The 21,829-nt window shown below is 68.6% G+C and carries 23 protein-coding genes; 11 read left to right on the forward strand and 12 right to left on the reverse strand.

The genetic code is table 11. The features are described from left to right. Positions 1 to 893: 893 nt before the first annotated feature. Positions 894 to 1,088 carry a hypothetical protein gene (locus ACIBVQ_RS24045; protein WP_399180039.1) on the reverse strand — a complete coding sequence of 65 codons (195 nt, stop codon included), beginning with the start codon at positions 1,086 to 1,088 and terminating at the stop codon, positions 894 to 896. A gap of 1,286 nt (positions 1,089 to 2,374) precedes the next feature. Beyond that, positions 2,375 to 2,536 carry a hypothetical protein gene (locus tag ACIBVQ_RS24050; protein ID WP_386191787.1) on the reverse strand — a complete coding sequence of 54 codons (162 nt, stop codon included), beginning with the start codon at positions 2,534 to 2,536 and terminating at the stop codon, positions 2,375 to 2,377. Between the two features lie 274 nt (positions 2,537 to 2,810). Between ACIBVQ_RS24050 and ACIBVQ_RS24055 the strand changes: the two genes are divergently transcribed. Then, complete coding sequence (locus tag ACIBVQ_RS24055; protein ID WP_399180041.1) at positions 2,811 to 3,434, forward strand: DUF6000 family protein; 624 nt, start codon at positions 2,811 to 2,813, stop codon at positions 3,432 to 3,434. A 122-nt stretch (positions 3,435 to 3,556) separates the two neighbouring features. Then, the gene (locus ACIBVQ_RS24060) at positions 3,557 to 4,006 is read left to right on the forward strand and encodes a hypothetical protein (protein ID WP_399180043.1); all 450 of its coding nucleotides are present in this window, start codon (positions 3,557 to 3,559) and stop codon (positions 4,004 to 4,006) included. Between the two features lie 110 nt (positions 4,007 to 4,116). Here the strand turns inward: ACIBVQ_RS24060 and ACIBVQ_RS24065 are convergent, their stop codons facing one another. The 3 genes from ACIBVQ_RS24065 to ACIBVQ_RS24075 form a co-directional block, all read right to left on the reverse strand. Further along, entirely contained in the window at positions 4,117 to 4,899 is a 783-nt protein-coding gene (locus ACIBVQ_RS24065) for a DUF6461 domain-containing protein (protein WP_399180045.1), read from the reverse strand. A gap of 528 nt (positions 4,900 to 5,427) precedes the next feature. Next, a complete protein-coding gene (locus tag ACIBVQ_RS24070) occupies positions 5,428 to 5,739 on the reverse strand; it encodes a hypothetical protein (protein ID WP_399180047.1) in 312 nt (103 codons plus the stop codon). Positions 5,740 to 6,233: 494 nt separating this feature from the next. Beyond that, positions 6,234 to 6,884, reverse strand: coding sequence for an SRPBCC family protein (locus ACIBVQ_RS24075; RefSeq protein WP_399180049.1), 651 nt, complete (start codon positions 6,882 to 6,884; stop codon positions 6,234 to 6,236). 338 nt (positions 6,885 to 7,222) lie between these two features. Between ACIBVQ_RS24075 and ACIBVQ_RS24080 the strand changes: the two genes are divergently transcribed. Together ACIBVQ_RS24080 and ACIBVQ_RS24085 are read left to right on the forward strand one after the other, a co-directional pair. After that, complete coding sequence (locus tag ACIBVQ_RS24080; RefSeq protein WP_399180051.1) at positions 7,223 to 7,975, forward strand: hypothetical protein; 753 nt, start codon at positions 7,223 to 7,225, stop codon at positions 7,973 to 7,975. 266 nt (positions 7,976 to 8,241) lie between these two features. Next, positions 8,242 to 8,691, forward strand: coding sequence for a hypothetical protein (locus tag ACIBVQ_RS24085; protein ID WP_362913769.1), 450 nt, complete (start codon positions 8,242 to 8,244; stop codon positions 8,689 to 8,691). Between the two features lie 105 nt (positions 8,692 to 8,796). Here ACIBVQ_RS24085 and ACIBVQ_RS24090 read toward each other — a convergent pair whose 3' ends face one another. Continuing rightward, the gene (locus ACIBVQ_RS24090; protein WP_399180053.1) at positions 8,797 to 9,597 is read right to left on the reverse strand and encodes a glycoside hydrolase family 16 protein; all 801 of its coding nucleotides are present in this window, start codon (positions 9,595 to 9,597) and stop codon (positions 8,797 to 8,799) included. 32 nt (positions 9,598 to 9,629) lie between these two features. Further along, positions 9,630 to 9,905 (reverse strand): SDR family oxidoreductase, encoded by a 276-nt coding sequence (locus ACIBVQ_RS24095; RefSeq protein ID WP_399180055.1) that lies wholly within the window; start codon positions 9,903 to 9,905, stop codon positions 9,630 to 9,632. A gap of 60 nt (positions 9,906 to 9,965) precedes the next feature. On the opposite strand from ACIBVQ_RS24095, the gene ACIBVQ_RS24100 reads away from it, so the two are divergent. From ACIBVQ_RS24100 to ACIBVQ_RS24115, 4 genes are all read left to right on the forward strand, one after another. Next, the gene (locus ACIBVQ_RS24100) at positions 9,966 to 10,562 is read left to right on the forward strand and encodes a CGNR zinc finger domain-containing protein (RefSeq protein WP_399180057.1); all 597 of its coding nucleotides are present in this window, start codon (positions 9,966 to 9,968) and stop codon (positions 10,560 to 10,562) included. Positions 10,563 to 10,956: 394 nt separating this feature from the next. Next, positions 10,957 to 11,745 (forward strand): hypothetical protein, encoded by a 789-nt coding sequence (locus ACIBVQ_RS24105; RefSeq protein WP_399180059.1) that lies wholly within the window; start codon positions 10,957 to 10,959, stop codon positions 11,743 to 11,745. Positions 11,746 to 11,760: 15 nt separating this feature from the next. Continuing rightward, on the forward strand, positions 11,761 to 12,636 hold the full coding sequence (locus ACIBVQ_RS24110; protein WP_362778291.1) for a DUF3037 domain-containing protein: 876 nt from the start codon (positions 11,761 to 11,763) through the stop codon (positions 12,634 to 12,636). A 423-nt stretch (positions 12,637 to 13,059) separates the two neighbouring features. Beyond that, entirely contained in the window at positions 13,060 to 13,758 is a 699-nt protein-coding gene (locus ACIBVQ_RS24115) for a hypothetical protein (RefSeq protein WP_362778296.1), read from the forward strand. On the opposite strand, the gene ACIBVQ_RS24120 is transcribed toward ACIBVQ_RS24115, so the two are convergent. Then, the gene (locus ACIBVQ_RS24120) at positions 13,707 to 14,909 is read right to left on the reverse strand and encodes a histidine kinase (RefSeq protein WP_362913757.1); all 1,203 of its coding nucleotides are present in this window, start codon (positions 14,907 to 14,909) and stop codon (positions 13,707 to 13,709) included. The genes ACIBVQ_RS24115 and ACIBVQ_RS24120 overlap by 52 nt on opposite strands. Next, the gene (locus ACIBVQ_RS24125) at positions 14,903 to 15,586 is read right to left on the reverse strand and encodes a response regulator transcription factor (protein WP_362913755.1); all 684 of its coding nucleotides are present in this window, start codon (positions 15,584 to 15,586) and stop codon (positions 14,903 to 14,905) included. The genes ACIBVQ_RS24120 and ACIBVQ_RS24125 overlap by 7 nt, the downstream gene beginning before the upstream one ends. A gap of 217 nt (positions 15,587 to 15,803) precedes the next feature. Here ACIBVQ_RS24125 and ACIBVQ_RS24130 point away from each other — a divergent pair, with 217 nt between their 5' ends. Both ACIBVQ_RS24130 and ACIBVQ_RS24135 read left to right on the forward strand, forming a co-directional pair. Beyond that, positions 15,804 to 16,937, forward strand: a complete 1,134-nt coding sequence (locus ACIBVQ_RS24130) for a sensor histidine kinase (protein ID WP_399180062.1) — start codon at positions 15,804 to 15,806, stop codon at positions 16,935 to 16,937. Next, entirely contained in the window at positions 16,934 to 17,590 is a 657-nt protein-coding gene (locus ACIBVQ_RS24135; RefSeq protein ID WP_362778303.1) for a response regulator transcription factor, read from the forward strand. The genes ACIBVQ_RS24130 and ACIBVQ_RS24135 overlap by 4 nt, the downstream gene beginning before the upstream one ends. Positions 17,591 to 17,600: 10 nt before the next feature. Here the strand turns inward: ACIBVQ_RS24135 and ACIBVQ_RS24140 are convergent, their stop codons facing one another. Further along, positions 17,601 to 18,254: a response regulator transcription factor gene (locus ACIBVQ_RS24140; RefSeq protein ID WP_352015986.1), complete on the reverse strand. Its 654-nt coding sequence runs from the start codon at positions 18,252 to 18,254 to the stop codon at positions 17,601 to 17,603. Then, positions 18,244 to 20,310 carry a histidine kinase gene (locus ACIBVQ_RS24145; protein WP_399180064.1) on the reverse strand — a complete coding sequence of 689 codons (2,067 nt, stop codon included), beginning with the start codon at positions 20,308 to 20,310 and terminating at the stop codon, positions 18,244 to 18,246. The genes ACIBVQ_RS24140 and ACIBVQ_RS24145 overlap by 11 nt, the downstream gene beginning before the upstream one ends. A gap of 193 nt (positions 20,311 to 20,503) precedes the next feature. On the opposite strand from ACIBVQ_RS24145, the gene ACIBVQ_RS24150 reads away from it, so the two are divergent. Beyond that, the gene (locus tag ACIBVQ_RS24150; protein WP_352015984.1) at positions 20,504 to 21,118 is read left to right on the forward strand and encodes a hypothetical protein; all 615 of its coding nucleotides are present in this window, start codon (positions 20,504 to 20,506) and stop codon (positions 21,116 to 21,118) included. Here the strand turns inward: ACIBVQ_RS24150 and ACIBVQ_RS24155 are convergent. After that, the gene (locus tag ACIBVQ_RS24155) at positions 21,115 to 21,786 is read right to left on the reverse strand and encodes a DUF2306 domain-containing protein (protein WP_399180067.1); all 672 of its coding nucleotides are present in this window, start codon (positions 21,784 to 21,786) and stop codon (positions 21,115 to 21,117) included. The two genes, ACIBVQ_RS24150 and ACIBVQ_RS24155, sit on opposite strands and share 4 nt — an antisense overlap. Between the last annotated feature and the right edge of the window lie 43 nt (positions 21,787 to 21,829).

A 21,829-nucleotide genomic window follows, 5' to 3' on the forward strand; every position in this document is an offset into this window, starting at 1 on the left:
ACGCATGCAATATCGGCCCGATCTGATCGACGGCTTCTTCGCCGAGACCGGCCTGACCCTCGAACTGACCTAACCCCGGGAATTCATCCTCAGTATCTACTCGCAGTCCGGTAGCTTCTGTCCTCCTCGCTGTCCAAAAGTCCCGGCCGTGCCCACCGCCTCAAGAGCGCCTACGGCGTCGCTACGCGATCGGCTCCGCTGCCCCTTGCCCCGGCCAGACCCGGCCTCGGGGATCGGCAGCTACGAGGAGGAAGGGAAGCAGGCCGGGGGCCAGCCCAGTCGACTCGGCACTGCGCCAGGCCACACGTGTGATCACCGTGCATCGAGTTGCAGTTTTGGTTGCAGTTCGCCGCCATCCCGCCCCGTTCTGGATGGACCGCCGAGCCATCGCAATCCAGGTTGAACGGATCTGGACGCTTGAGATCCGAGCTGCTAATGCGGTATGGCGCAGATTTGGATGCCGCCGTAGCGATGCGGGTCTCCCGATCGCCTGACTGTGGCTGGCCGCCGTAGGGTGTTGGGGGCGATCGAAGGTCCAGGGCTTCGTTCCTCAGCCCCGGCCCACCGGGTAACGTGGCTGGTCAGGGTTCATCCTGACACCATGGTGGCGATACCTAAGTGTGCCAAGCCCAGTAGAGGAGCCGGATTCCAAGATCCGGAGTATGCGCGGAACGATCAGTCTCGGAGAGGGTGTGGCAGCACCTGAAGCGCCAGGTCAGAGCGTCACGAAGGGCAAGAAGCGCCTTCCATTTTTAATCCGTGGTTTTTGGTATCAAGTTCTAGGCGCCTTGCCAGCGAACCCCCCGGAAGGATTACTTTCCGGAGGATTCGCTAACGGCTTGGCACAAGCAGGAGATCTTGAAGTGCGGATTTTGTATCCTATAGCTTTTGCGTTACAACAGCTTGAGGGCGTGAAGCACCCCTAGGAGCAGTGCCACTGTTCCAGCAAACGCACCACCGCCAGCAATGAAGCACCGGGAGACACTTCCCTCGTCGATGGCGACGAGGATGCCTGTTGTCTCGCCAACGATGACTCCAATGAGCATGGCGACAAAGATCAACAGCATTCTGCGGGAGGTTTCGCTCACGGTTTCCCCTTATCGGCTCTGCCTACCCAGGAGTCCTTGATCGACGTCGATCAGGACATAGCTCCGCCTGGGTAGTATCCAAATTCGCCGCGGGGAAGTCGCGGTGGCGTGGCAACCATGGTTGACTCACGCGGCCCATCTCATGGATAAGGCCCCGATATTGTAAGCTGCCCGATGTCTGTCAGCAAAGTGTTTGGTTCGCCTGTTTATGCGAAGCTGGTCAGCTCGACGAGGAGACGGTCACGCGGGTCAGTCCTCAGCTCTGGACCATCGGACACCGGGGTTGCACTTCGGGTTGCAATACAGGGGCGTTCAGAGCCGTTCAAGATGGACCACTCACGCCCTCTGACCTGCATTGAACCGTCCGGAACGGCCTGAGGGCGATCTTTTAATCCGTAGGTTCTGGGTTCGAGTCCCAGGCGCCCTACTCTTCAACCCCTTGCCCAGCAGGGGGTTCTTCTTTTTCCCGGCCCCCGTGGAATCCGTAGGGGCGATCGCACGCCTGGGGGAGACCACGGGTGCCGGACGTCTCCCCACGATGACCTTCCGCGGCACCGGGGCGGCGGACGGTGCCGTGCGCCACGCCGTGTTCCTGCCGGCTTTCGGTCGTGGCCGTGTACCAGAAGTACAGTTCAGAGCCGATCTGGCTGATTCTCGTGGTGTCCGCTCCTGCTGCGGTCGCGGCCACAGTGGGGTTCGTGCGGGAGAGACGGGAAAGGCGACGGCGCCCCGAACGGGCAGCGGAGGATCCCGGTGAGGTTTTGCGGCGTCGCGTCGAGGCCGTCAACGCGACGTTCACCGTTGTCCGCTTCTGGCCAGGGAGCGGGACCGCTCTCCCGGGTTACCTTCGAGGCGCTCCCCGAACGGTCTCGCCAGCCTCCTCCGTGGAAGGGCACCCCCATGTCCTTGATCAAGCGCCTCGCTGTCACTGCTGCCGCCGTGGTTCTCGCTTCCCCGTTGGCGGCGATCCCGGCCGCCGCCTCCGCCAGCTCCAATTTCGTTTGCGCTCAGGGGAGGTGGGAGAGCGGGGAGCCGCTTTTCCACTTCTTGTGGCTGATCGGAGAGGACTGTACTGGGACCGCGGACCCGGCGCCCGGTCCCAACGTGATCACTGTCACCTCCTGGAACGCGACCTATAGCTGCGCGAAATTGCGCACACTTGACGGGAAGCGCGTTTTCGCCGACGCAAAGAAATGCGTCCAGGTGTAGCGGCTGCGTGACTTCATGACGGCGCCCCTGCCCAGGAGGACAGGGGCGCCGTGGCGTGCCGGGTGCCGGGCTCATCGTCAGCGGGGGCGGAAGCGCAGACCCTGGCGGTGGCCGGTCACGGTTCCGGCGTGGTGGCCCAGCCGGTAGGCGATGAGCGACACCGGTTCGGTCACGACCGCACACAGCCGGGCGTCGTCGCCTTCGGTGCTGTCCCACACCTGTCGGACGGCGATCAGCATGCCTCCGCTCTGGAGGACTCGATGCGGGCCGGGCGGACGACCGTGTAGCCCTCTCCAACAGCGTGGCGAGGGGTGTGCATGCCAACCTGGTTTCCGTACTCGGTGCAGAGCCGACCCGCGCCGAAGGGGAGTCGATCGCGAGGACTCCAGCCATCGAAAAAGAAGCACCCCGTTGGCGCTCCCGGAAATGAGTTCCGTCGGCCGGCTCCCGTCACCGGCCACAAGGACTCCCGAGTGATCATCGGGCTCTTGCCTCGCACGCCAGGATGTGTCCATGGCTGATCCGACAGACGACCTGACGGTCGAGGTCATTGAGCGCTACGCGGTCGCCGCGCCGGAGCATGAGACCGCCCGTTACCTTGATCTTCTGCATGGCAACTTCGTCGACCTGGCCGACCAGGAGCGAACCAGGTTCCTCCGCTCGTTGGGCCACGACGCTCGGCAGATCACCGACGCCGACCTTGAACGCATGCTTCGACGGGGAGAGTTCTCCGGTTGGCGGGAGCGGCTCGCCGCGGCGTGGCTCATCGGCCTCGACCGGCGTACCCGGTTCCGTGAAATCCTGGCCGACCTCCTCCTGGAAAGCGGCCTCGTCTACGCCGGTCAGGGGTACAGCTTCGCCATCACCCGATTCGGGCAACCGGAGGACGCCGGCGTTCTCACCGCCTACCTGGAGAGGTACCTGCCGCAGCGCGACTGCCATTACGACCAGGACTGGGTCCTCGGCGGCCTCCTCCACCTCGACGAGACGCTGGGCACGGACCACGCCCCGGGATTCCTCACTCCCGACGGTCTCTGGAGCGGCTCCTCGTTCTCACGCCAGGACCCGGCCGACTGCCACCGCCGGATCGCCGGACTTCTCCGTTTCGCCGACCAGGCGATGGAAGCCGCCGCCTGAGACCGCCACGGCCCGACTCGGTCAGATCCTGGCGCACTGTTGTGTCCCATGCGCTTCGCGCCGAGCGTCAAGATCGACGGGGAATCTATGTCCCTCATCCGTGATGACAGACCCAGGCCATCATGTGGACCGACGAAGCCCTGGACTACGGCATGGAACCGGGCGACCGGCGCGTCATCTCCTGTGTCCTCATGCGCAAAAGCGCCCTCGCCGGCAAGTTCGGCGACCACGGTCCCGGCCTGACCAATGCCAAGGCCGCCCGATGGCTCTGTTCCCCACCAGGGAAGGCTCGCAACAACCGCATGCTCTCTATGCTGCGGTACAGCGCAGCGATCAGAGGAAGGCCGGGGATGTCCGAGCGAAGCACCTGGACCATGCACCACTTCTCCCAGGCCAACCCGAAGGGGCCAGAGCAAGGAGATGTGCCCGCGCTCCTTCGTAGGGTCGCAGATTCCATCGAGGAACTGGGCGCTGTCGAAGTCCACGACGTGATCATGCACAACGAGATCACCGAGGACGGCGACTGGCCAAGCCTCACCGTGTACTTCGACTACCGGACCGATAGTGCCTGACCTGGAGTTCGGCTCTGATGGAATCCACCGGCCACCTCCATCCCTACCGCTGACGCCCTTGGCTCATGAAGATCGGAACATGGGCGGAACGGTCTCGACACCGCCAGGGGTCAGAGAGTGGCGCCGAGGATGGGGCGGTGAAGGTGGTGGGGGTTGATCGTGACGCCGGTGATGCGGCCGGCGAGGGCCAGGGCCGCCGGGATGGGGTTGTCGACGCTGTCCTCGGCGGTCGGATCGATGCCCAGTTCGCGGAGGTGGTGGTTGAGCCGGTCGGGGTCCGTACCCCACCTGTCGATGGGAAATCCCGGGTTGATGTCGGTGATGAGCCGGCCGTCGACGGCATAGGCGACATGGTGCCGGGCGTAGTCATGCCGATGCACCGTCACGACCTCTCCGCCGTCGCGTGACAGGGCGACCAGAGTCTCTCGTCGTGCTCCGCGCCAGCCGCAGTCCTCGACCGCGACGGTCCAGTCCCCGATTCGCCTCACGGTGACGATCTGTGGTCCCTCTGGACAGGAGTGGTCCCCGTCTTCGATCAGCCGGATGTCCTCGTCCGCGGCGCCGAGTCGGCGCAGCACCTCGTGTTCGTCGAGCCCACGGACGAAGACGATCGTGTAGACGTCCCCGAGCCGGCTGTTCCCCTCCCACGCGTAGTCCTCCGGCGACGGGCCGGGGGTTCTCGCGGTGGCGTGGACCATCTCGAACGTTCTCGCCTGCTCGACAACCTCGGGATGGGCGGTGAGGAAGGCGTCGATGACCTCCTGTGCGACCCGGCCACGCCAGCTGACGGTGTAACCCTTCGCCTTCGCCCATGTGCGCATGCGGAGGGAGGTCTCGCGGGAGAGCCCCACACGGTGGGTGACGCGGAGGGGCGTGAGGTCGGCATCGGACATGATCAGAAACTACCGACGGGGTTGATGTCCTGCCTCGCCGTCCAGGCATCGTGCTTCTCGCTGCGGGCCATGGTGACGAAGCGCGCTCTGGCGGAAAACGTGAGTTGACGAGGTCTTCGGCCGCGACACCCCATTCCAAGATCCGGAACATACACGGAGCTTTTCGTCTCGCTTCACAAAGTTGAGGCGAGATGATCCTTTGACGAGTTGACCTGCGCGAAGAGGGCGGCAGCGCGGGACGCGCCAGGCCTTCGGCTGCGTGTTCACCCGCTCGCCGGGGTCACGAAGCCTGGCGTGGGTGGAGTTGGAGCCCTTCTGCGAGACGGGCCTGTTCCCGTCCTTGTACGGCACGCGGACGTGCTCACCGGCACCGAGGCGGCCCTTGTCGGCGAGCGTGATCAGACCGGTGGTCTTCAGGTGGTGCGGGGTGTGGACGACCACGCCGCACGGAAGGCACTGTGGACGGCCCCGCCCAGGGCCGAGTGGGCGGCGTGCCCCGCGCTGGTGGCCGAGGCGCGCCTGTCAGGCTCAGGGAATGTAGACGGCGTAGTAATAGCCGTCCTGCCACTGGTACGGCCGGTCCTCGTAGTGGCAGGCGCGTGCCCCGTTGATTCCGCCGTTCTCGGCTTCTTTCTGCAGGCGTGCCTTGCAGATCTCCAAGGTGGCGAAGGGGCCTCTCTCGTACCAGTCCGGCGGCAGCGTCGGGGCGACGGCGGGTTCGGCACCGGACGGGGTGGCGGGTGCGGCGCTGGCCACGGTGGCGGATGTGACGCCCGCCAGGGCGGCGGTGCCCAGTGCCGCCGCGAGCAGAGCTGCGGCTGGTAATCGGCGGATCTTCACGGGGACTCTCCTCGGTCGGGTGGGTGGGAGAACACCTCAAGGTGATCATCGATCGGCGTCGGCGGGGAGCTTGCATTTCTTCATATTTCGGCTGCATGGTCCCGCTTCGGCGCCCGCTGGATCGGACCCGAATCAGCTGCTCGCCTGGCCGGTTGTCACGCCTCTGCGGCTTTCAGTGCCTGCTCGGCTGTCCGGTCTTTGAGCGGGGTCGGAGCCGGTCTCCGATGAGTGCGAGAACCTGCGGCCGTAGCTCCTGGAAACCGCCCCTGGCGACGCCCGCCGAGGTTGGCCATGGGGGGAAGCGAGCGAGCGTCCATAGTGGGACACACATCCGATCCTCCCCGGGCGAGGCGTTCAGGCTTCCCGCGCCGGGCTGCGGGGACGACCTCGGGCGGGGGCCGAAGCGTGGACGACTCCGGTCCTCACCCATCCGTGCGTCATGAAGGAGGCATCGGTGGTCACGAGGTGAACCAGCGGGGCCGACTGTTGTCCGGTCAGTTGTGGGAGCCGGATTCCGCGGCGGTCTTGAGATCGTTGAGCCAGGCTTCCAGGCCCATGTCCGAGGTGGGGTCGGCTTGGGGGCCGGTGTGGCTTTCCTCGGTGCGGACGAGGACGCCGCCGGGGACCTTGACGAAATTCCAGACGTGGATGCCGTCGATGTGGAAACCGGCGCCGTCGGCGGGTCCGGTCCAGCGGATGCATCTGCCGTACTGGAGTTGCCGGACGGTGGAGGTGATGACCACCGTGGAGGGCGGGGACGGGGGGTTGGGGGGCAGGTGAACGGTCGCCCGGAACCGTGAGCGCTCGCGCAGTGGACCCGGGTCGAGACGCTTTATGGTCATGGGCGCGACGGGCTTCTGCCAGGAGGGCCAGTCTTCCACGTCGGTCTGCAGATCCCAGATCGTGCGGAGCGGCGCCTGGATGAGGATTTCGGTCCGGTAGCGGGCCTTGGCGGCCGGGTCGACACCTCTGCCTTGGCAGGTCAGCGAGGCCGGGCCGGTGCCGTGATCGTGGGTGACGGCCTGGACGGGCACGGCGGTGGCGCCGAGGACACCGGCGACGGTCAGCGGAACCGCGAGCAGGGCGGCGCGCGTGCCGCTCCGGCGGCGAGGGGTTCGCGAGGTGGCCGAGCGAGTACGGAACATCCTTCTCCTCTGTTCGTCGACCGGGTCGACCAGTCGAGCTATCAGCACTAGCGACCGTTAGACCATATAACGATTAACAGTAAGCAGCAATAGGAAAAGTTAGAACCAATAACTGTCGTGAACCTGCTTTCCGGACGGCGTCCATGGTGGCCGTGCCGCGAAAAGAGGGCCGGACCGGCGGGAGCCCTGTCCCAGGGGCCGGGCCGCGTACGGGGTGCCGGCCGAGGCGGCTTCGAGGGGGTTGTGAGGGGTAGGCACGGATCAGAGAGGCCGCGGAAGGCCGCTGTCACACCGATCGTGACCGGCGCGCGGTCAGGTGACGGAAGGTGGCGGGACGCGTGAAGGACCGGGTTGTCCGCGCCGTCGGCGCTGGGTTGGCGGCCGTCTCCGAGAAGGCGGCGCGACTGCGACACGGGAGGCCGCTGCACCCTGACGGGCTCGTTCTCCACGCCACCCTGCGTTTGCGGGGCGTGTCTCCACAGATGGGCGCCGCCTTCCTGGACGAGCCCATGACCCTGACCGGGGTGGCTCGCCTGTCTCGCGCGGCCGGCCTGCCGCCGCCGCTGCCGGACATCCTCGGCCTCGCCGTCCGCTGGTCCGCGGCCGGGCTGCCGGGTGACACGGGCGAGGGTGTCTGCGACCTGCTGCTGGCCACCACGGGACACACCGTCCTCGGCCGGCGTGCGTTGCGGCCCACGAGGCGGTGGGGGCCGGGCATGTACGGCTCGCTGCTGTCGTTCGCCCTCGACGGCCGGAACCGGAAGGTGTTGCTCGGCGCCGTCGCGCGGTCGTCATGGGCCTCGTGGGCCGACCTTGACGAGCTCGCACTGGCGGTTGAGCGTGAACCGCTGGTGCTGGACCTGGTGGTGGCCTGTCCGTTGACGCCCTGGCGGCGCTTCGGCCTGCTGGAACTGACCGGCCCGCCGCTACCGGACTCCGCGGCGCCGATGCGGTTCGACCCGGCCCGGCATCCGATTCCCGGCCTGCCTCCTGCGGGTGTGATGCAGCGGGTACGCGGACCGGTGTACGCCGCCGCCCAGCGCGTGCCACAGGCGGGGGTGCGGGACCGTGACCGGGTCACTCCCGGCTGACCTGCCGGGCCGGGTTCGAGACCCCCGCCGCAGTCGCGACCATGCGCCTTTGCCGTGCGCCTCCGCTGTGCCGAACGTGCGCACCAGCGAACTCCAACCCGGGCGCAAGCACGGGGCGACATGGTGCTCTCATGCGGAAACCTCGTTCGCGTGGCCAGTACCGGCGTTCCGGCCGACCGACACCCGGTAGGCGGCTGTCGTCACGGCGTTCGAAGTACGGCAAGCGCGACTCTCTGGGTTCTCATCTCTGGACGGCGTGCATCGCCGTGTCCGCGACCCTCATGGTCGGGTATCTGGGGTACCAGGCGGTGACGAGTCTGATGAACGCCGCGTTGTCTGCCGGTCTGGTCGGGGAGCCCGGAACGCTGCTGGTCACCGAGTGTCGCTCGGGCAGCGGCCGCAGGAGCCTGCGGGCCTGCACGGGGGTCTTCACCTACGCCTCCACCGGTGACCGTGTGATGGTCAAGGCCTTCTCGTGGGCCGAGAGCAGCGCGGTCTATCCCGCCCAGATCAACGCCGGTGGGGACCGGGCCAGCCTTCGGGGCGTGCTGGGGGTGGCGGCGTCGTTGCCGTTCTTCTGGTTCCTGCTGGCCCTGTGTAGTGGCGGGCTCTGGATCTGGTACCTGGACGAGCTGGTGGGGCGGGTGGCGGGCCGGGTCTGCCTGGTGGCGGCGGCCGGGTTCCTGGTCGGCCTCTTCGCGATGGTCGCCAGCTGAGCGGCCGTGCCGGTCATCGGCCGGCCGTGCCGACCGATGACCGGTGCTCCGCCCGGTCGCCCTCACGACCGGCGAGCGAGCGGCCGAGTCGATGTGCCGGCCGCCTCACCCGGCCGCGGGACGGTAGCCGCGGACGTAGTCGACCGTGAACTCCCGTGGATACGGCCGTGCCGGCTCCGGGCCCGTACGGGGGAACTCGTAAATGCCGAGCATGAGCTGCATCGGGTAGCGCGGCGACTGGGGCACGGTCCTGACGCGTTCCCCGTCGATGAGGAAGGTCACCCGGCCGGGTGTCCACTCGGCCGCGTACACGTGGAAGTCACGGGCGTCGATGGGTACGGACTCCACGGTGAAATCGTCGGTGATGTCCGGGTCGCCGAAGGGGTGCAGCCCCATGCCGATCCGCGCGCCGTCCGGCCGGACGTCCCTGCCGAAGATCTCACAGACGCAGATCTCGGCCGAACGTTCCGGCTCGTCCTCGTAGCCGATCATCCACAGCGCGACCATGGCACGGGGGTCGTCGGTCGCCTTGGCCCGCATCTCGACGAGGCCGTACCGGGGGGTGTAGAGCCTGACGTCGGCCTGCGCCTCGCGGACGACCATGCCGGGCCCGCGGCCGTGCTGCCCGACGCCGCTGCCCACGGGTCCGGCGAAGAGACCGGTCTGCAGGGAGGAGACACGGAGTTCCCCCTCGGCCTCGGGGCACCACGGCGGCTGGTCCTCCTCGATCAGGAGCCGCAGCAGGCCGCCGCCGACCCGGTACCGGGCGAGGGACGCCGTACCGGTGGTCCACTGGGGCAGGTAACGGGGCACCCATCGGTTCTCGTCGAGGCGATCGCCGTCGAAGACGTCCTCGAACTCCAACTCGTAACCGTTCTTGGTGACCGGATCGGGCGTGCCCTCCACGTGTCTCTCCTTCCGAGGGAACAGGACGGGGTTCAGCGGACGGTCCAGCCGCCGTCCACGACGAGCGTGTGCCCGGTGACCAGCGAAGCGGCCGGCGAGGCGAGGAACAGCACCGCCCCGGCGACCTCCATGGGCTCTCCGATGCGGTGCAGGGCCGCGATGCGCTCGATCACGTCGGCTTCGAACTCCGGGTCGGCCAGTGCCGCGGCCGTCCCGGGAGTACGAGGGCGACCCGCCCGGCCACGCCGAAGTCGGGAAACGATGTCACGGAGCCTCCTGTCGACGGCGGAAGCCCGCACGTTCGTCATTACCGTAATGGTTTAGCTCATGACATTACACCGCTGCCGACGAGCCCGTAGGCTGCCCCTGTGTCCACCGTTGCGCCCGCCGCACCCGCCGCGACGACGGGCGGCAGCCCGCTGACGCCCTCCCCTGCCGCCGAACTGGTGCTGGCCTTCGTCAACACCCGGGCGCTGCGCGGTGAGCGGGAGCGCCTGGCGGACACCGAGTCCTTCCGCGACTGGCTGGCCGCCGCCGGGCTGGCGGACTCCGGGGTCCGCGTCACCGCGACCGACCTGGCCGCGGCACGCGAACTGCGCGAGGCCCTGATCGGCGTCCTGCTCTCACACGCCGGCGCCCCGGTCCGTGACGAGGACGTCGACCGCCTGCGGCGCTTCGGGGAGCTGTATCCGGTCCGTCCCGTCGTCGGCGTCCTCGACGCCGCGCTGTGCCCGGTCGCCGGAGGTACGGCGGGCGCCTTCGCCCGGGTGCTCGCGTCCGCCGCCGAGCTGGCCCTGCGCGGGACGTGGAGCCGGGTGAAGGCGTGCCGCAACCCGCCCTGCGAACTCGGCTACTACGACCGCTCCCGCAACCAGGCCGCGGTTTACTGCGACGCCCGCACCTGCGGCGCCCAGATGGCGACACGGGCGTACCGGGCCAGAGCCAGGGCGAACTCCGGTCCGTAGGTTCGGAGGCCGGATCCAGGCATTTCCTTGGTCAGACATCGGTCCCCTGCCGGACCCACCCGGAAACGATCACATTGGCGTTCTCACAGCAATCAGACGTGTCCCCAACCGTCCGTTTCCACGCCGCATACAGGTCCATCAACGTCCCCGACAACCAAACGTCCCGCAGGCGGTGATCTCCGGGATCCGCGCCACCGGCATCCACTCGGCCGGGCCTGCCCCAGTTCACCCATAACCCGACCTCACGCGTGAGGAGGCAGGTTGCGCTCGGGGACGACCAGGATGGTTCCTCTCATGTTGGCGAATCTCCTGGATATTTCCCGCTGCCCGTACGAAGACACATGTGATCCTCTATGGTTCTGCCGGTCGGGCAGGACGGCAGGCAGGAGGGCCAATGGTCGACTTGAGCGAGTGGTCGAGCCTGGTCACAGGCCGCCACGACGACTTCGACGCCCTCACCGTACGCGCCTTGACAGGTAGTGCGATGGGCCAGTCGTTCGCCAGCCCGTTTCCCGTGATCGGCAGTGACAACCGCAGGTATTTCGTGAAGGCGCTGGGAGGCTGTCCTGAACATGCTCGCGGATCTCTAGCCGTGGAATACGTCGTCGCCCAGGTGGGACGACTCATCGGGGCTCCTGTCTGTGACAGCGGTCTGATCCGCATCCCGGATGATCTCGCGGGTTGGCCGATGCCGTTCGGCAAGCTCCAGCCAGGGATCGCTCACGCCTGTCTCGCACTGGACCGTGCCATCGAGACTCGGCCACAGCTGACCAGCCGGACTCAGGATGACAACCGTAGACGTCAGGTCGGTGTCTACGCCCTTTACGACTGGTGTTTCGGGTCAGACCCTCAGTGGCTGCACGATCTGAGCAACGACCGCTCGATCTACAGCCACGACCACGGTCTCTATCTGCCTCCCAACGACGGGACTGTCCGTCGTGCATACCTGGAGCTCAGCGTCGATGAGCCAAATGAGTTGCCGGACCCCCCGAGTGGACTCGACCCTGATGCGATCGACGAAGTGTCGGCCGCGCTTGAGAGAATAGGTCGCGATGCTCTCGTCAAGGTTGTGCGTGGCGTGCCAGCATCGTGGCCAGTGAGCGACGACGATCTGGAAGCACTCGGCTGGTTCCTGGAACGCCGGGCGCCCACCACAGCCGCCAGGTTGCGAGCATTGATCTGAAGGGAGGTCGGTCCAATGAGTCGTTACGTTTACTCGATTGTCCGCTGTCTCCCGGACCCACGCACAGGTGAGTTCGTCAACGTCGGAGCGGTCGCCGGCGATCCGGTGACAGGCGACTGGACGATCAGGCAGATCAGCAACCTGGACCGTGCGCGGAAGTTCGCCGGTACTGCGGCACTGGAAACCGCGATCAGTCAACTGATCCATCTGGACGAGGAGATCGACAGAAGTCGCACGGCTCTACTGGAGGATCGCGGCGAGCCCCTGGGCGAGGAATGGCTGCTCAAGCTTCACCGCGATCACCGCAATGTGGTGCAGTTCAGCGAACCGGCGCCCCTGCTGGCTCACAGCGCCGAAGAGGCGCTGGCGTTCGTCTTCGAGCACCTCATCATCGACCCCGTGTCCGCGTCGAAACACCCCTCGGTCACTAAGCGTGATCTACATCGCGATCTCCGAGAGGCGTTCCGGGCCGCTTTGATCTCGGAGGAGTACATCCGGGCAAAGGTCCAGATCCACGTCGGAGCACGAGTTCACACCCCGGTTGACTTCGCCATCGCGAACGGTCGAGTGGTCCAGCTCACGCAAACCTGGTCGTTCCGGCTTGCGCAGGTTGAAGATGTTCCTCTCCAGGTGAAGGCGTGGGGTTATGCCCTGGAGCGACTTCGCCGAGGCGAGGATGCCAGAGTCATCGACTCGCTGGGCCGGACCAGCACCATCTCACCGGACGTGGATCTTCAGGTTGTGATCGCGCCACCGGAGACACGTAAGCAGACAGAGGCCTTCGAGGAGTCCCAGCAGGTTTTCGACACGCTCTATGCGCATGTCCACTCCCTCGACGAAGTCCAGGCCGTCACCTCCCGGGCCGCAGAACTGGCACAGGCCCTCCACTAAGTGGTCCGCGCCGCCGTCTTCCCGGGTCGCGGTAGAAGGCGTTTGGGTACCGTGCGCGGTACGACCGCCGGTCGGCGCCCGCGTCTGGTGGGGGTGTTCCCCGATCTCTTCGTTGACATCATCACTCTGCTATGCGCCGCGGGCGAGGACGGCCCTCTGGCGGACACGGTCGGAGACCTGCTGTTCCTACGGCATGTGCACCTGTCGTACCGGCACCCGCGAGGTCGAGCGCGTTTCCTGGACCCCATGTGGACGGCCGTGAACTGAGCCGAACGCCGTCGTGTGGAGGTGGGCGTGGGTACGGCTCCGCTCGGGCGAGGAGTGCCGGTCGGTCCTCAGAAGGACGACGCCCGGTGGTTTCCGCGCCTACCTTCCCAACCTGACCGCCCTGTTCGTCGCGGTCTTCATGGAAGGGGAAGGTCAATGTCGGTGCTCGCGGATCCCCGCGCCTTTCGCAGAACGGTGGCCGGGCTCAGCCTGGTCGTCGCGCCGCTGCTCTATGTGGTGGCCGTCGTCGCCGACCCGGCGCTCAGACAGGGCGGTGACACCGTCGGCGTCTACGGCCGATATCCGGAGCAGGTCTCGGTCAGCGCCTCGCTGCTCCACTGGAGCTGGGTTCTGCTGCTCCCGGGCATCGTCGGGATGGTCCACCTGATCCGGGGGCGTGGCGTCGTCTTCGGGCACATCGCCGGAGGGCTCGCGTTCTTCGGCGTCGTGAACTTCTCGGGGCTGATGCTCGGCGACTTCTTCTACTCGTATCTCGAAAGGGCTCTGCCCGCCGCGCAGGGCGCCGCGCTCGCGGACCAGGCGATCACCGATCCCGGGGCCCGGTACGCGTTCCAGATCCCGGGGTTCGTCGGGCTCGTCGGCCTGCTCCTGCTCGGGCTGGCCCTGGCCTACGCCCGGCGCGGGCCGTGGTGGGCTCCCTTCGCGATGCTGGCCGGCATCCTGACGGGGCCGATCTTCCCGTTCGGCACGATCGCGGGCGGGGCGCTCTACATCGCCGGTGCCGGAGTCATCGGGCTCAGGATGCTGCGCATGAGCGACGAGGAGTGGTCGGGAGAGCCGGTTCAGCCGACCCCCACCGGGTCGCCGAGCGGGAACCTCGCGAACACCCGGTAGTGCCCGCCCGGGATGGGGCCGACGGACAGTTCGCCACCGTGCATCTCGATCCGTTCCCGCATCCCGATCAGGCCGTGTCCGCCCTCTGGCGGACGGCGGGCCGTGTCGCCGGCGGCGGGGTCCGCCCCGTCGTTGATCACGAGGATGCTCAGCTCGGCGGGGCCGTACGCGATGGTGATGTCGACGTTGGAGGCGCGCGCGTGTTTCAGCACGTTCGTCAGCGCCTCCTGGATCAGGCGGTAGGCGGACAGGTCCAACCCCGACGACAGGGGCGTCGGGGTTCCGATGATCCGCGGCTCGATCCGCGGCCCCGCCTCCCGGACCTGGGCGATCAGCTCGTCCAGACGGTCCAGGCCGGGCTGGGGGGCGGGGACGTCGCCGTCACCCAGGGACCGCAGCATCCCCAGCATGAGCGTGAGCTCGGCGACGGCCTCCCGGCCCGCCTGTTCGACGCCGAGCAGCAGGGTGCGTTCGCGTTCCCTTTCCCGGTCGTCGCCGAGCATCCTGCGTACCCCGCCCACGTGCAGGGTCATCAGGCTCACGTTGTGGGAGACGATGTCGTGCAGTTCGCGGGCGATCCGCGCGCGTTCCTCTGCCACCGCCCAGCGGGCCCGCTCCTCACGTTCCATCTCCAGGCGGGTGGTGTGCTGGGCCAGCCGTGCCGTCCGGTCCATCTGCCTGCGCAGCAGGATGCCGCTGGTGTACGCCACCCCCACGAAGATCGCGCTGATCAGGACCTCCGGGATGTCCACCAGTCTCAGGGTCTGCAGGTGGCCGTAGGCGATCAACAGGCAGAACAGCCCGGCGATCCCCCGGCGGCTGCGCAGCTCGGCGGCGCTCGCCACGCTGTGCAGCAGGATCAGGGTCGAGTAGAAGTGCCACGCGGCGTAGTACTCCGGGTTCGTCGTCCTCTGCATGGTGAAGCCGAGCACGGTCAGCATCAGGAGAGCCGTCATCGGAAACGCGCGCCGGAAGAGCAGCAGCACCCCGGAGACGATCGCCCCCGCCGCCATCGTCACCGGGTTCTCGATCTGGCCGTATCCGGCCCCCTGACGGCCGTAGGACTCCACCAGCCCGGCCACGGTCACGGCGAGGGAGAGCAGCAGGTCGGGCCAGGTGGGACGTCGGCCGTTGAGCAGTCGCGTCAGCACGACCCGTCCCTCACGTCGTCCCGCCCCCTGCCCGGCCGTACGACTCCGGCCTCGTAGGCGAACACGACCGCGTGGATGCGGTCGCGCAGGCTGAGCTTGCGCAGGATGTGCCCGACGTGGGTTCGTACGGTCACCTCGCCGATGCGCAGGTCCCGCGCTATCTCGGGGTTGGACATCCCGTCCGCGAGCAGCCGCAGCACCTCCAGCTCACGTGGGGTGAGCGTGGCCAGCTCGGGCGCCGGGACCGGCTGGGGCTGGGTCGCGAACGAGTCGATCACCCGCGGGGTGACCGCGGGGTCGATGACCGCGCCTCCGGCCGCCGCCACGCGCACGGCCTCGATGAGCTGCTCGGCCGGTGAGCTCTTGAGGAGGAAGCCGTGGACCCGCGCGCGCAGTGAGGCGTGCAGGTTGTCGTCGGTGTTGAAGGTGGTCAACATGATGATCTTGGGTGGTTCCGGATCCTCAAGGAGTTGCCTGGCGGCGCTCAGCCCGTCCAGTCCCGGCATGGCGATGTCCATCAGCAGGACGTCCGGCCGCAGCTGACGGGCCACGGTGAGAACCTGACGGCCGTCGGCCGCCTCCCCCACGACCTCGATGCCCGGCGCCGTCTCGATGACGAGCCGCAGCCCGGTGCGGATCATCGCCTGGTCGTCCGCGATGACCAACCTGATCGCCACTGGATTCTCCGGTCTTTCAGCAGGACAACAGGGTAGAAGGTACGGGAGGCCGGGGGCGGTGCGCCTCCTCCACGTGGTGGACCCCGCCTCCACCACGTGCACGACCCGGTCCCCGCTAGAGCTCCGCACGCTTTCGGCGCCTACCAATCCGGTGAGCGAAATGTCTCGTACTTTGGGCTGATTATGGGGGGGGTGCGGGCTCTCGTACCATGACTTCGTGCGCGGCCTTATTCGCTCCGTGTGGCATGAGCCCCGTTCCCCCGACGCGCCACGACGGGTGTGGCGAGACTGGGTGCTCGTGGGGGTGTTGCTGCCGGTCGCGCTGCTCGAAGGAGTGGTACGGCCGGACATGCCCTCGCGGGTCGTCTCGGTCGGCCTCGCGGCCGGGCTGGTGCCCACCCTGTTGTGGCGCCGCACCCGGCCGTTGCCGATGATCGTGATCGCGTTCGGCCTGTCGGGTGTGGCCCAGGTGCTGACGGGCGGGGTCTCCCCCGAGTCGAACACCATGGTCTATCTGCTCCTCCTGCCCTACGCGCTGTTCCGGTGGGGGTCCGGGCGGGAGGCGATCGTCGGGTTGGCGGTCATCCTCGTCAAGACCGCGTTCTCGGTGGTCGTGGACCACCGAGGTCCCGCCGACACGGCCGCCGCGTTCGCCGTCGTGTTCTCGGTGGTCGCCGTGGGAGCCGCGTTCCGGTACCGGACGAGGGCGCGGACGCGGGAACTCGACCAGGTCAAACTGCTCGAACGCGAACAACTGGCCCGGGATCTGCACGACACCGTCGCCCATCACGTCTCGGCGATGGCGATCCGGGCGCAGGCGGGACTGGCGATGGCGGCCTCCCAGCCGGACGCCGCAACCGAGGCGTTGCGGGTGATCGAGGCCGAGGCGGCCCAGGCGCTCACCGAGATGCGCGCCATGGTTCACGTCCTGCGCCGGAACACACCCGCCGACCTGGAGCCGGGGCGCGGTATCGCCGACCTCTCCCAGCTGGAGGGTCCGGGGCGGTCCGGGCCGTCCGTCCGGGTGGAGGTCGAGGGGGACACCGCCGGTCTTCCCCCTTCCGTCGAGGCCGCGATCTACCGTCTCTCCCAGGAGTCGGTCACCAACGCCCGGCGGCACGCGCGGCACGCCACCCGGGTCCTGGTCCGGATCAGCGCGGGCGACACCTCGGTCCGTCTGCACGTGAGCGACGACGGCGATCCCGTCCGCCCCGCGGGGACACCCGGTTACGGGATCACCGGCATGATCGAACGGGCCGACCTCCTCGGGGGGACCTGTGTGGCGGGCCCCAATCCCGACCGGGGGTGGAGCGTCACCGCCGTACTACCGCGCACCGGGGTGACCGGGTGAGCGTCCGGGTGCTGGTCGCCGACGACCAGGAGATCGTCCGTACCGGACTGGCGATGATCCTCAACGCGCAGCCGGGGATCGAGGTGGTCGGCGAGGCCCCGGACGGGCGGCGGGCGGTCGACCTCGCCCGGCGGATCCGGCCTGACGTGTGCCTTCTCGACATCCGGATGCCCGTGCTCAACGGCATCGAGGCCACCCGGATGCTCGCCGGGCCCGCCGTGGAGGACCCGATCCCCGTCGTGGTCATCACCACCTTCGACCTCGACGAGTACGTCTACGCGGCGCTGCGCGCGGGGGCCAGGGGGTTCCTGCTGAAGAACGCCGGCGCCGAACTGCTCTCCCAGGCCGTGCACACCGCGGCGGCCGGTGACGCCCTCATCGCTCCGAGCGTCACCGCCCGTCTGCTCACCGCCTTCGCGCACGCCGGGCCCGCCGCGCCGCCCGCCCGTCCCGTCGAGGCGCTCACCGAGCGTGAGGAGCAGATCCTCGTCACGGTGGCCCGGGGACGTACCAACAACGAGATCGCCGACGAGCTTCACATCTCGCTCAGCACCGTCAAGACCCACATCGCCAGCCTGATGGCCAAGCTCGGCGCCAGGAACCGGGTGGAGATCGCCATCTGGGCGTACGAGACCCACCGGGTCAGGCTCTGAACCGGGAAGGTCAGTGGCCGAGGCCGGCGTCGCGGGCTCGGATGATCGCCTCGGCCCGGTCGGCGACGTGCAGCTTGGCGAAGATGTTCGAGACGTTGTTACGCACGGTCTTCTGCGACAGGAACAGCGTGGAGGCGATCTGCGCGTTCGACCTTCCCGCGGCGAGCAGCGACAGGACCTCCCGTTCGCGTGGCGTGAGCTGCGGGAACACATGATCACCCGACGCCGTCGGCCCGTTGGTGAGGAACTCCGCCACGCGGCGCGCGACCGCGGGACCGAAGATCGCCTCACCGTTGGCGACCGCGGTGATCGCGCGCCCGATCTCGGCCTGGTTGGCGCCCTTCAGCAGGTAGCCGCGCGCCCCGGCCCGCATCGCGGCGAACAGGGTGGCGTCCTCCTCCGACATCGTCAGCACGACCACCGCGATGTGCGGGCTGTGCGCGGAGATCCGCCGGGTCGCCTCGATCCCGTCCAGTCCCGGCATCCTGACGTCCATGACCACCACGTCCGGCTGTGTCTCCGTGGCCAGTTCGACCGCCTCCAGCCCGGTACCGGCCATGCCCACCACCTCGATGCCGGACATCGAGCTCAGCAGCGCCGCCAGGCCTTCGCGGTACACCGGGTGGTCGTCGGCGAGGAACACCCGGATCGGCTCATGGGACACCCTCCACCTCCACCACCTGTTCCAGCGGAAGTCTCGCACGGACCAGCGTTCCGCCGTCGGCCAGGCAGGCGATCTCGCAGTCGCCGCCGAGTTCGGCCGCCCGTTCCCGCAACGAGGACATCCCCACACCGGCTGTGACGTCCGCCCCGATTCCCGCGCCGTCGTCGCGCACCAGGACGTCGAGGACCCCCTCGTGCACGCTCAGAGCGATGTCGCAGCGCGAGGCGCCCGCGTGCCGGACGACGTTCGTCAGCGCCTCCGACACGATCCGGTACGCCGCCACCTCCACCGCGGCGGGCAGCGCGCCGAGCGCCCCGCCGCCGGTGACGACGACCTCAAGGCCGCTCGGACGGAAACGGTCCACCTGCTGCCGGACCGCCTGGATCAGGCCCAGCTCGTCGAGTGCCGGCGGACGCAGGTCGTGCACTATGCGCCGGATGTCCGCCACGACCGTGGCGACCTCGGCGGCCGTCCGGTCGAGGATGCGCTCGGCCTCACCGGGTGACGTGCGGGTCAGGTTCCTGGCGGTCTCGATCCGCAACGCCACCGCGCCGAGGTTCGGTCCCAGCCCGTCGTGCAGGTCGCGCCGCAGCCTGCGACGTTCCTCCTCACGGGCGACCACGAGCTGGGCGCGGATGCGCTGCAGGTCGGTGCTGAGTTCAGAGGCGCGTGCCGCCGCGGCCGCCTGCCGTACCAGGTCGCCCAGGAGCCGCTGGTCCCGTTCGGTCAGGTCGGTCCGGCACAGCACCAGCCGCCCGACCAGCTCGGAGCGGTACGCGACCGGCAGTGAGAGCGACGGCCCTCGCGGTGACCCGTACTCCACCACGGAGCGCTCACCCCCCGGGCGTTCGATCTCCACCCGCACGTAGGACAGCCGGAACGCCTCGGCCAGCGTCCGTGCCACCGCGACCAGCTGCTCCCGCGGGTCGGTGGCCAGTTCGAGCCGCTTCGCCAGCGTCGAGACCGTCGCGTACGGGTCCTCCCGCGACCCGCGCACCAGCACGCGGACCACCCGCATCAGCCAGGTCCGCAGCGGCATGTAGACCGCCGCGACGATCACGAGGGCGGCGAGCGCGGCGTTGCGTTCGTCGATCACGGTGCCGACGACGGTGAACACGGCGATGTCGACCAGGATCACCAGCGCGGCGAGCATGCCGTACAGGGCCGTCGCCGAGAGCAACCGGTCGATGCCGTACAGCCGGTACTTGGTCACCGCGACCACCACGGCGGAGGAGGTGAGCGCGATCGCGAGACCGAGCGTGGCCCCGGAGAGCTCCGGCGGCAGCATGTACCCCAGCAGCAGCACGAACATGTCCACCAGCGCGGCCCACATCAGCCAGCGGATCTGGGCCCGCCGGTCGGGGTCGGCGGCGCGGTAGCGGCGCACCATGACCGTGAACGGCACCACCAGGCTCACCACGATCCCGGTGTAGGCGATCTTCAGAGCCGGATGCCAGAAGCCGTACGGCAGGTCGACGCCGAACGGGTCGGACGCGAGCCGTGCGATCTCGGGAGGCAGCGGCGTGGCGAGGTAGCGCGTCAGGACGGCCTGCGGCACCACCATCATCACCGTCGGCAGCAGCGCGGTCAGCGCGAGGCTGACGACGGACAGCCGGCGCCACAGCCTGTCCTTCGGCAGGCGCCCGTCGGGGAACACCAGGATCAGCAGCGGCAGCCCGAGCAGCAACGTCGCGCCGAACCGGGCGTAGAACCAGTGGGCGGCCGACGCGCCCGGCGTGCCCGGCGACACGTGGACCGCGTACGTGGTCCAGGCCGCGGCGAAGCCGTCCAGGACCCAGACGAGGCCGGAGACGGTCAGCACCCAGGCGACCGAGTGCCGGGGAAGCCGCCGGAGCAGGAGAACACCGGGGATCACCTGCGCGAGGCCGGTCAGTGCCAACGTCCAGCCGGGGTCGATGCCGCTCGGTGCCTTCACCTCCCGGTTCAGGACGTCCAGAACCACCGCGCCGACGGCCAGCGCGACGGCGACGGCCGGTACGGCCACCAGGAGGGATCTGCGTGTCGCCGTCGGACCACGTGGGGTCACGTTCTTCACGAAATGCATTCTCACCAAGAGTGTCCCGATTGTCGCGAGACTGCCGTCCCGCCGGGATCGGGAACTTCGAGGGCCGGGATCGGGACGGTCTGCTCTGCTCAGCCGGGGCCGAGGGCGCCGATCGTGGAGGCCGGGCGGCGCACCGGCGGCCCTCGTGGAAAGGAGCCGACCGACGATGGATGCGCAGGGGCGTATGGATACGAGGGCCGCCGGCTCCCCGCCCGCCGGGCACCGTGACACGATCCGCAACCTCGGGCTCGGGCTGACGGTCTGCACGCTGCCCTGGGTGGTGAGCAACGTCCTGTTCGGCCCCCACGGTGACGGGCCGGGCTCGCGGATCAACGACCTGACCGCACTGCTCTTCCAGATCGGCCTGTTCGCGCTGGTCACGGCGCAGCTGCGGACCCGGGCGACCGGGACCTCGCGCGCCTCCGTGATCCTGCTCAGGGTCGAGACGGTGCTGCTCGTCCCGGCCTGCCTGTGGTCGCTGCTGCACGGGATCCTGCCCGTCGAGGCGCGCGGCGCCACATGGCTGGCCGTACTCGACGTCTTCTGGCCGCTGTCGATGCTGGGCATGTTCACGATCGGGGTGAAACTCGCGTTCGCCGGACGGTGGCGGGGAGTGCTGCGGTGGTGGCCTCTGGTCGCGGAGAGCTGGGCGTTCGTGGCCATCCCGTCGCTGTGGCTGCTGGGCGAGCCCGTCGGACGATGGATCGGCGCCGGTCACCTGGTCGCCGGGTACGCCACGCTGGGACTGCTGCTCGCCCGGAGTCCGGAGCTGACCGTCACCCCGCGTGAGCGTGGCTAGGGCCTGCGGATGATCCACTCGGCCACGGCGAGGTTGATGACCCATCCGGCGCCCACGAGCAGGGCCCTGGGGATCTCGTCGAGGGGGCCGACGAGGAGCATCCAGGGGAGTTGGGTGAACGCCTGGGTGCCCGCGGCCACGCCGATCGCGTAGCCGCGGATCATCCAGGCGCGGTGGCGGCGAAGGTCCCTCCGCAGGACGGCGGCGAGGCCGAGCACCAGGGAGACCGTCATCGCCGTGCCGAACACGAGCCGGAACAGCGCCAGGAGGTCGCCGTCGCCCGGTGGGCGAGGGTAGAACACGGTCATCCACAGGCCGGAGAGCGCGGCCACGAGTCCGCACCCGACGAGGACCCGGCCTGCCGTACGGTGCCAGCCCGGCCTCCGGCGCCGGAACTCCCCCGCGAACTGGAAGACGCCCACGATGCCGTAGACGGACGCCCCGATGATGTGCAGCACCACGGGGAGCGGCGTCGCGAGGAACCGCGCGTTGGCGGGGGTGACCGCCGCGCCTCCCGCCACCTCTCCCAGCCGGAGCGCACCGGCGACCACCGGGATCACGCTGAGCGCGATCAGGCCGGTCGGCCCCACCCATCCGGGGACCCTGGAGCCCCGCCGGGCCTTCTGGATCTTCTGGGGCCTCGCGCCCCTCACGCTGCTCTCGGTCATGAGGGGATCGTGACTTTTTCGCCTGTATCAACTCATCGCAAGA

Source organism: Streptosporangium sp. NPDC049376, assembly GCF_044466505.1.
GTDB lineage: Bacteria > Actinomycetota > Actinomycetes > Streptosporangiales > Streptosporangiaceae > Streptosporangium.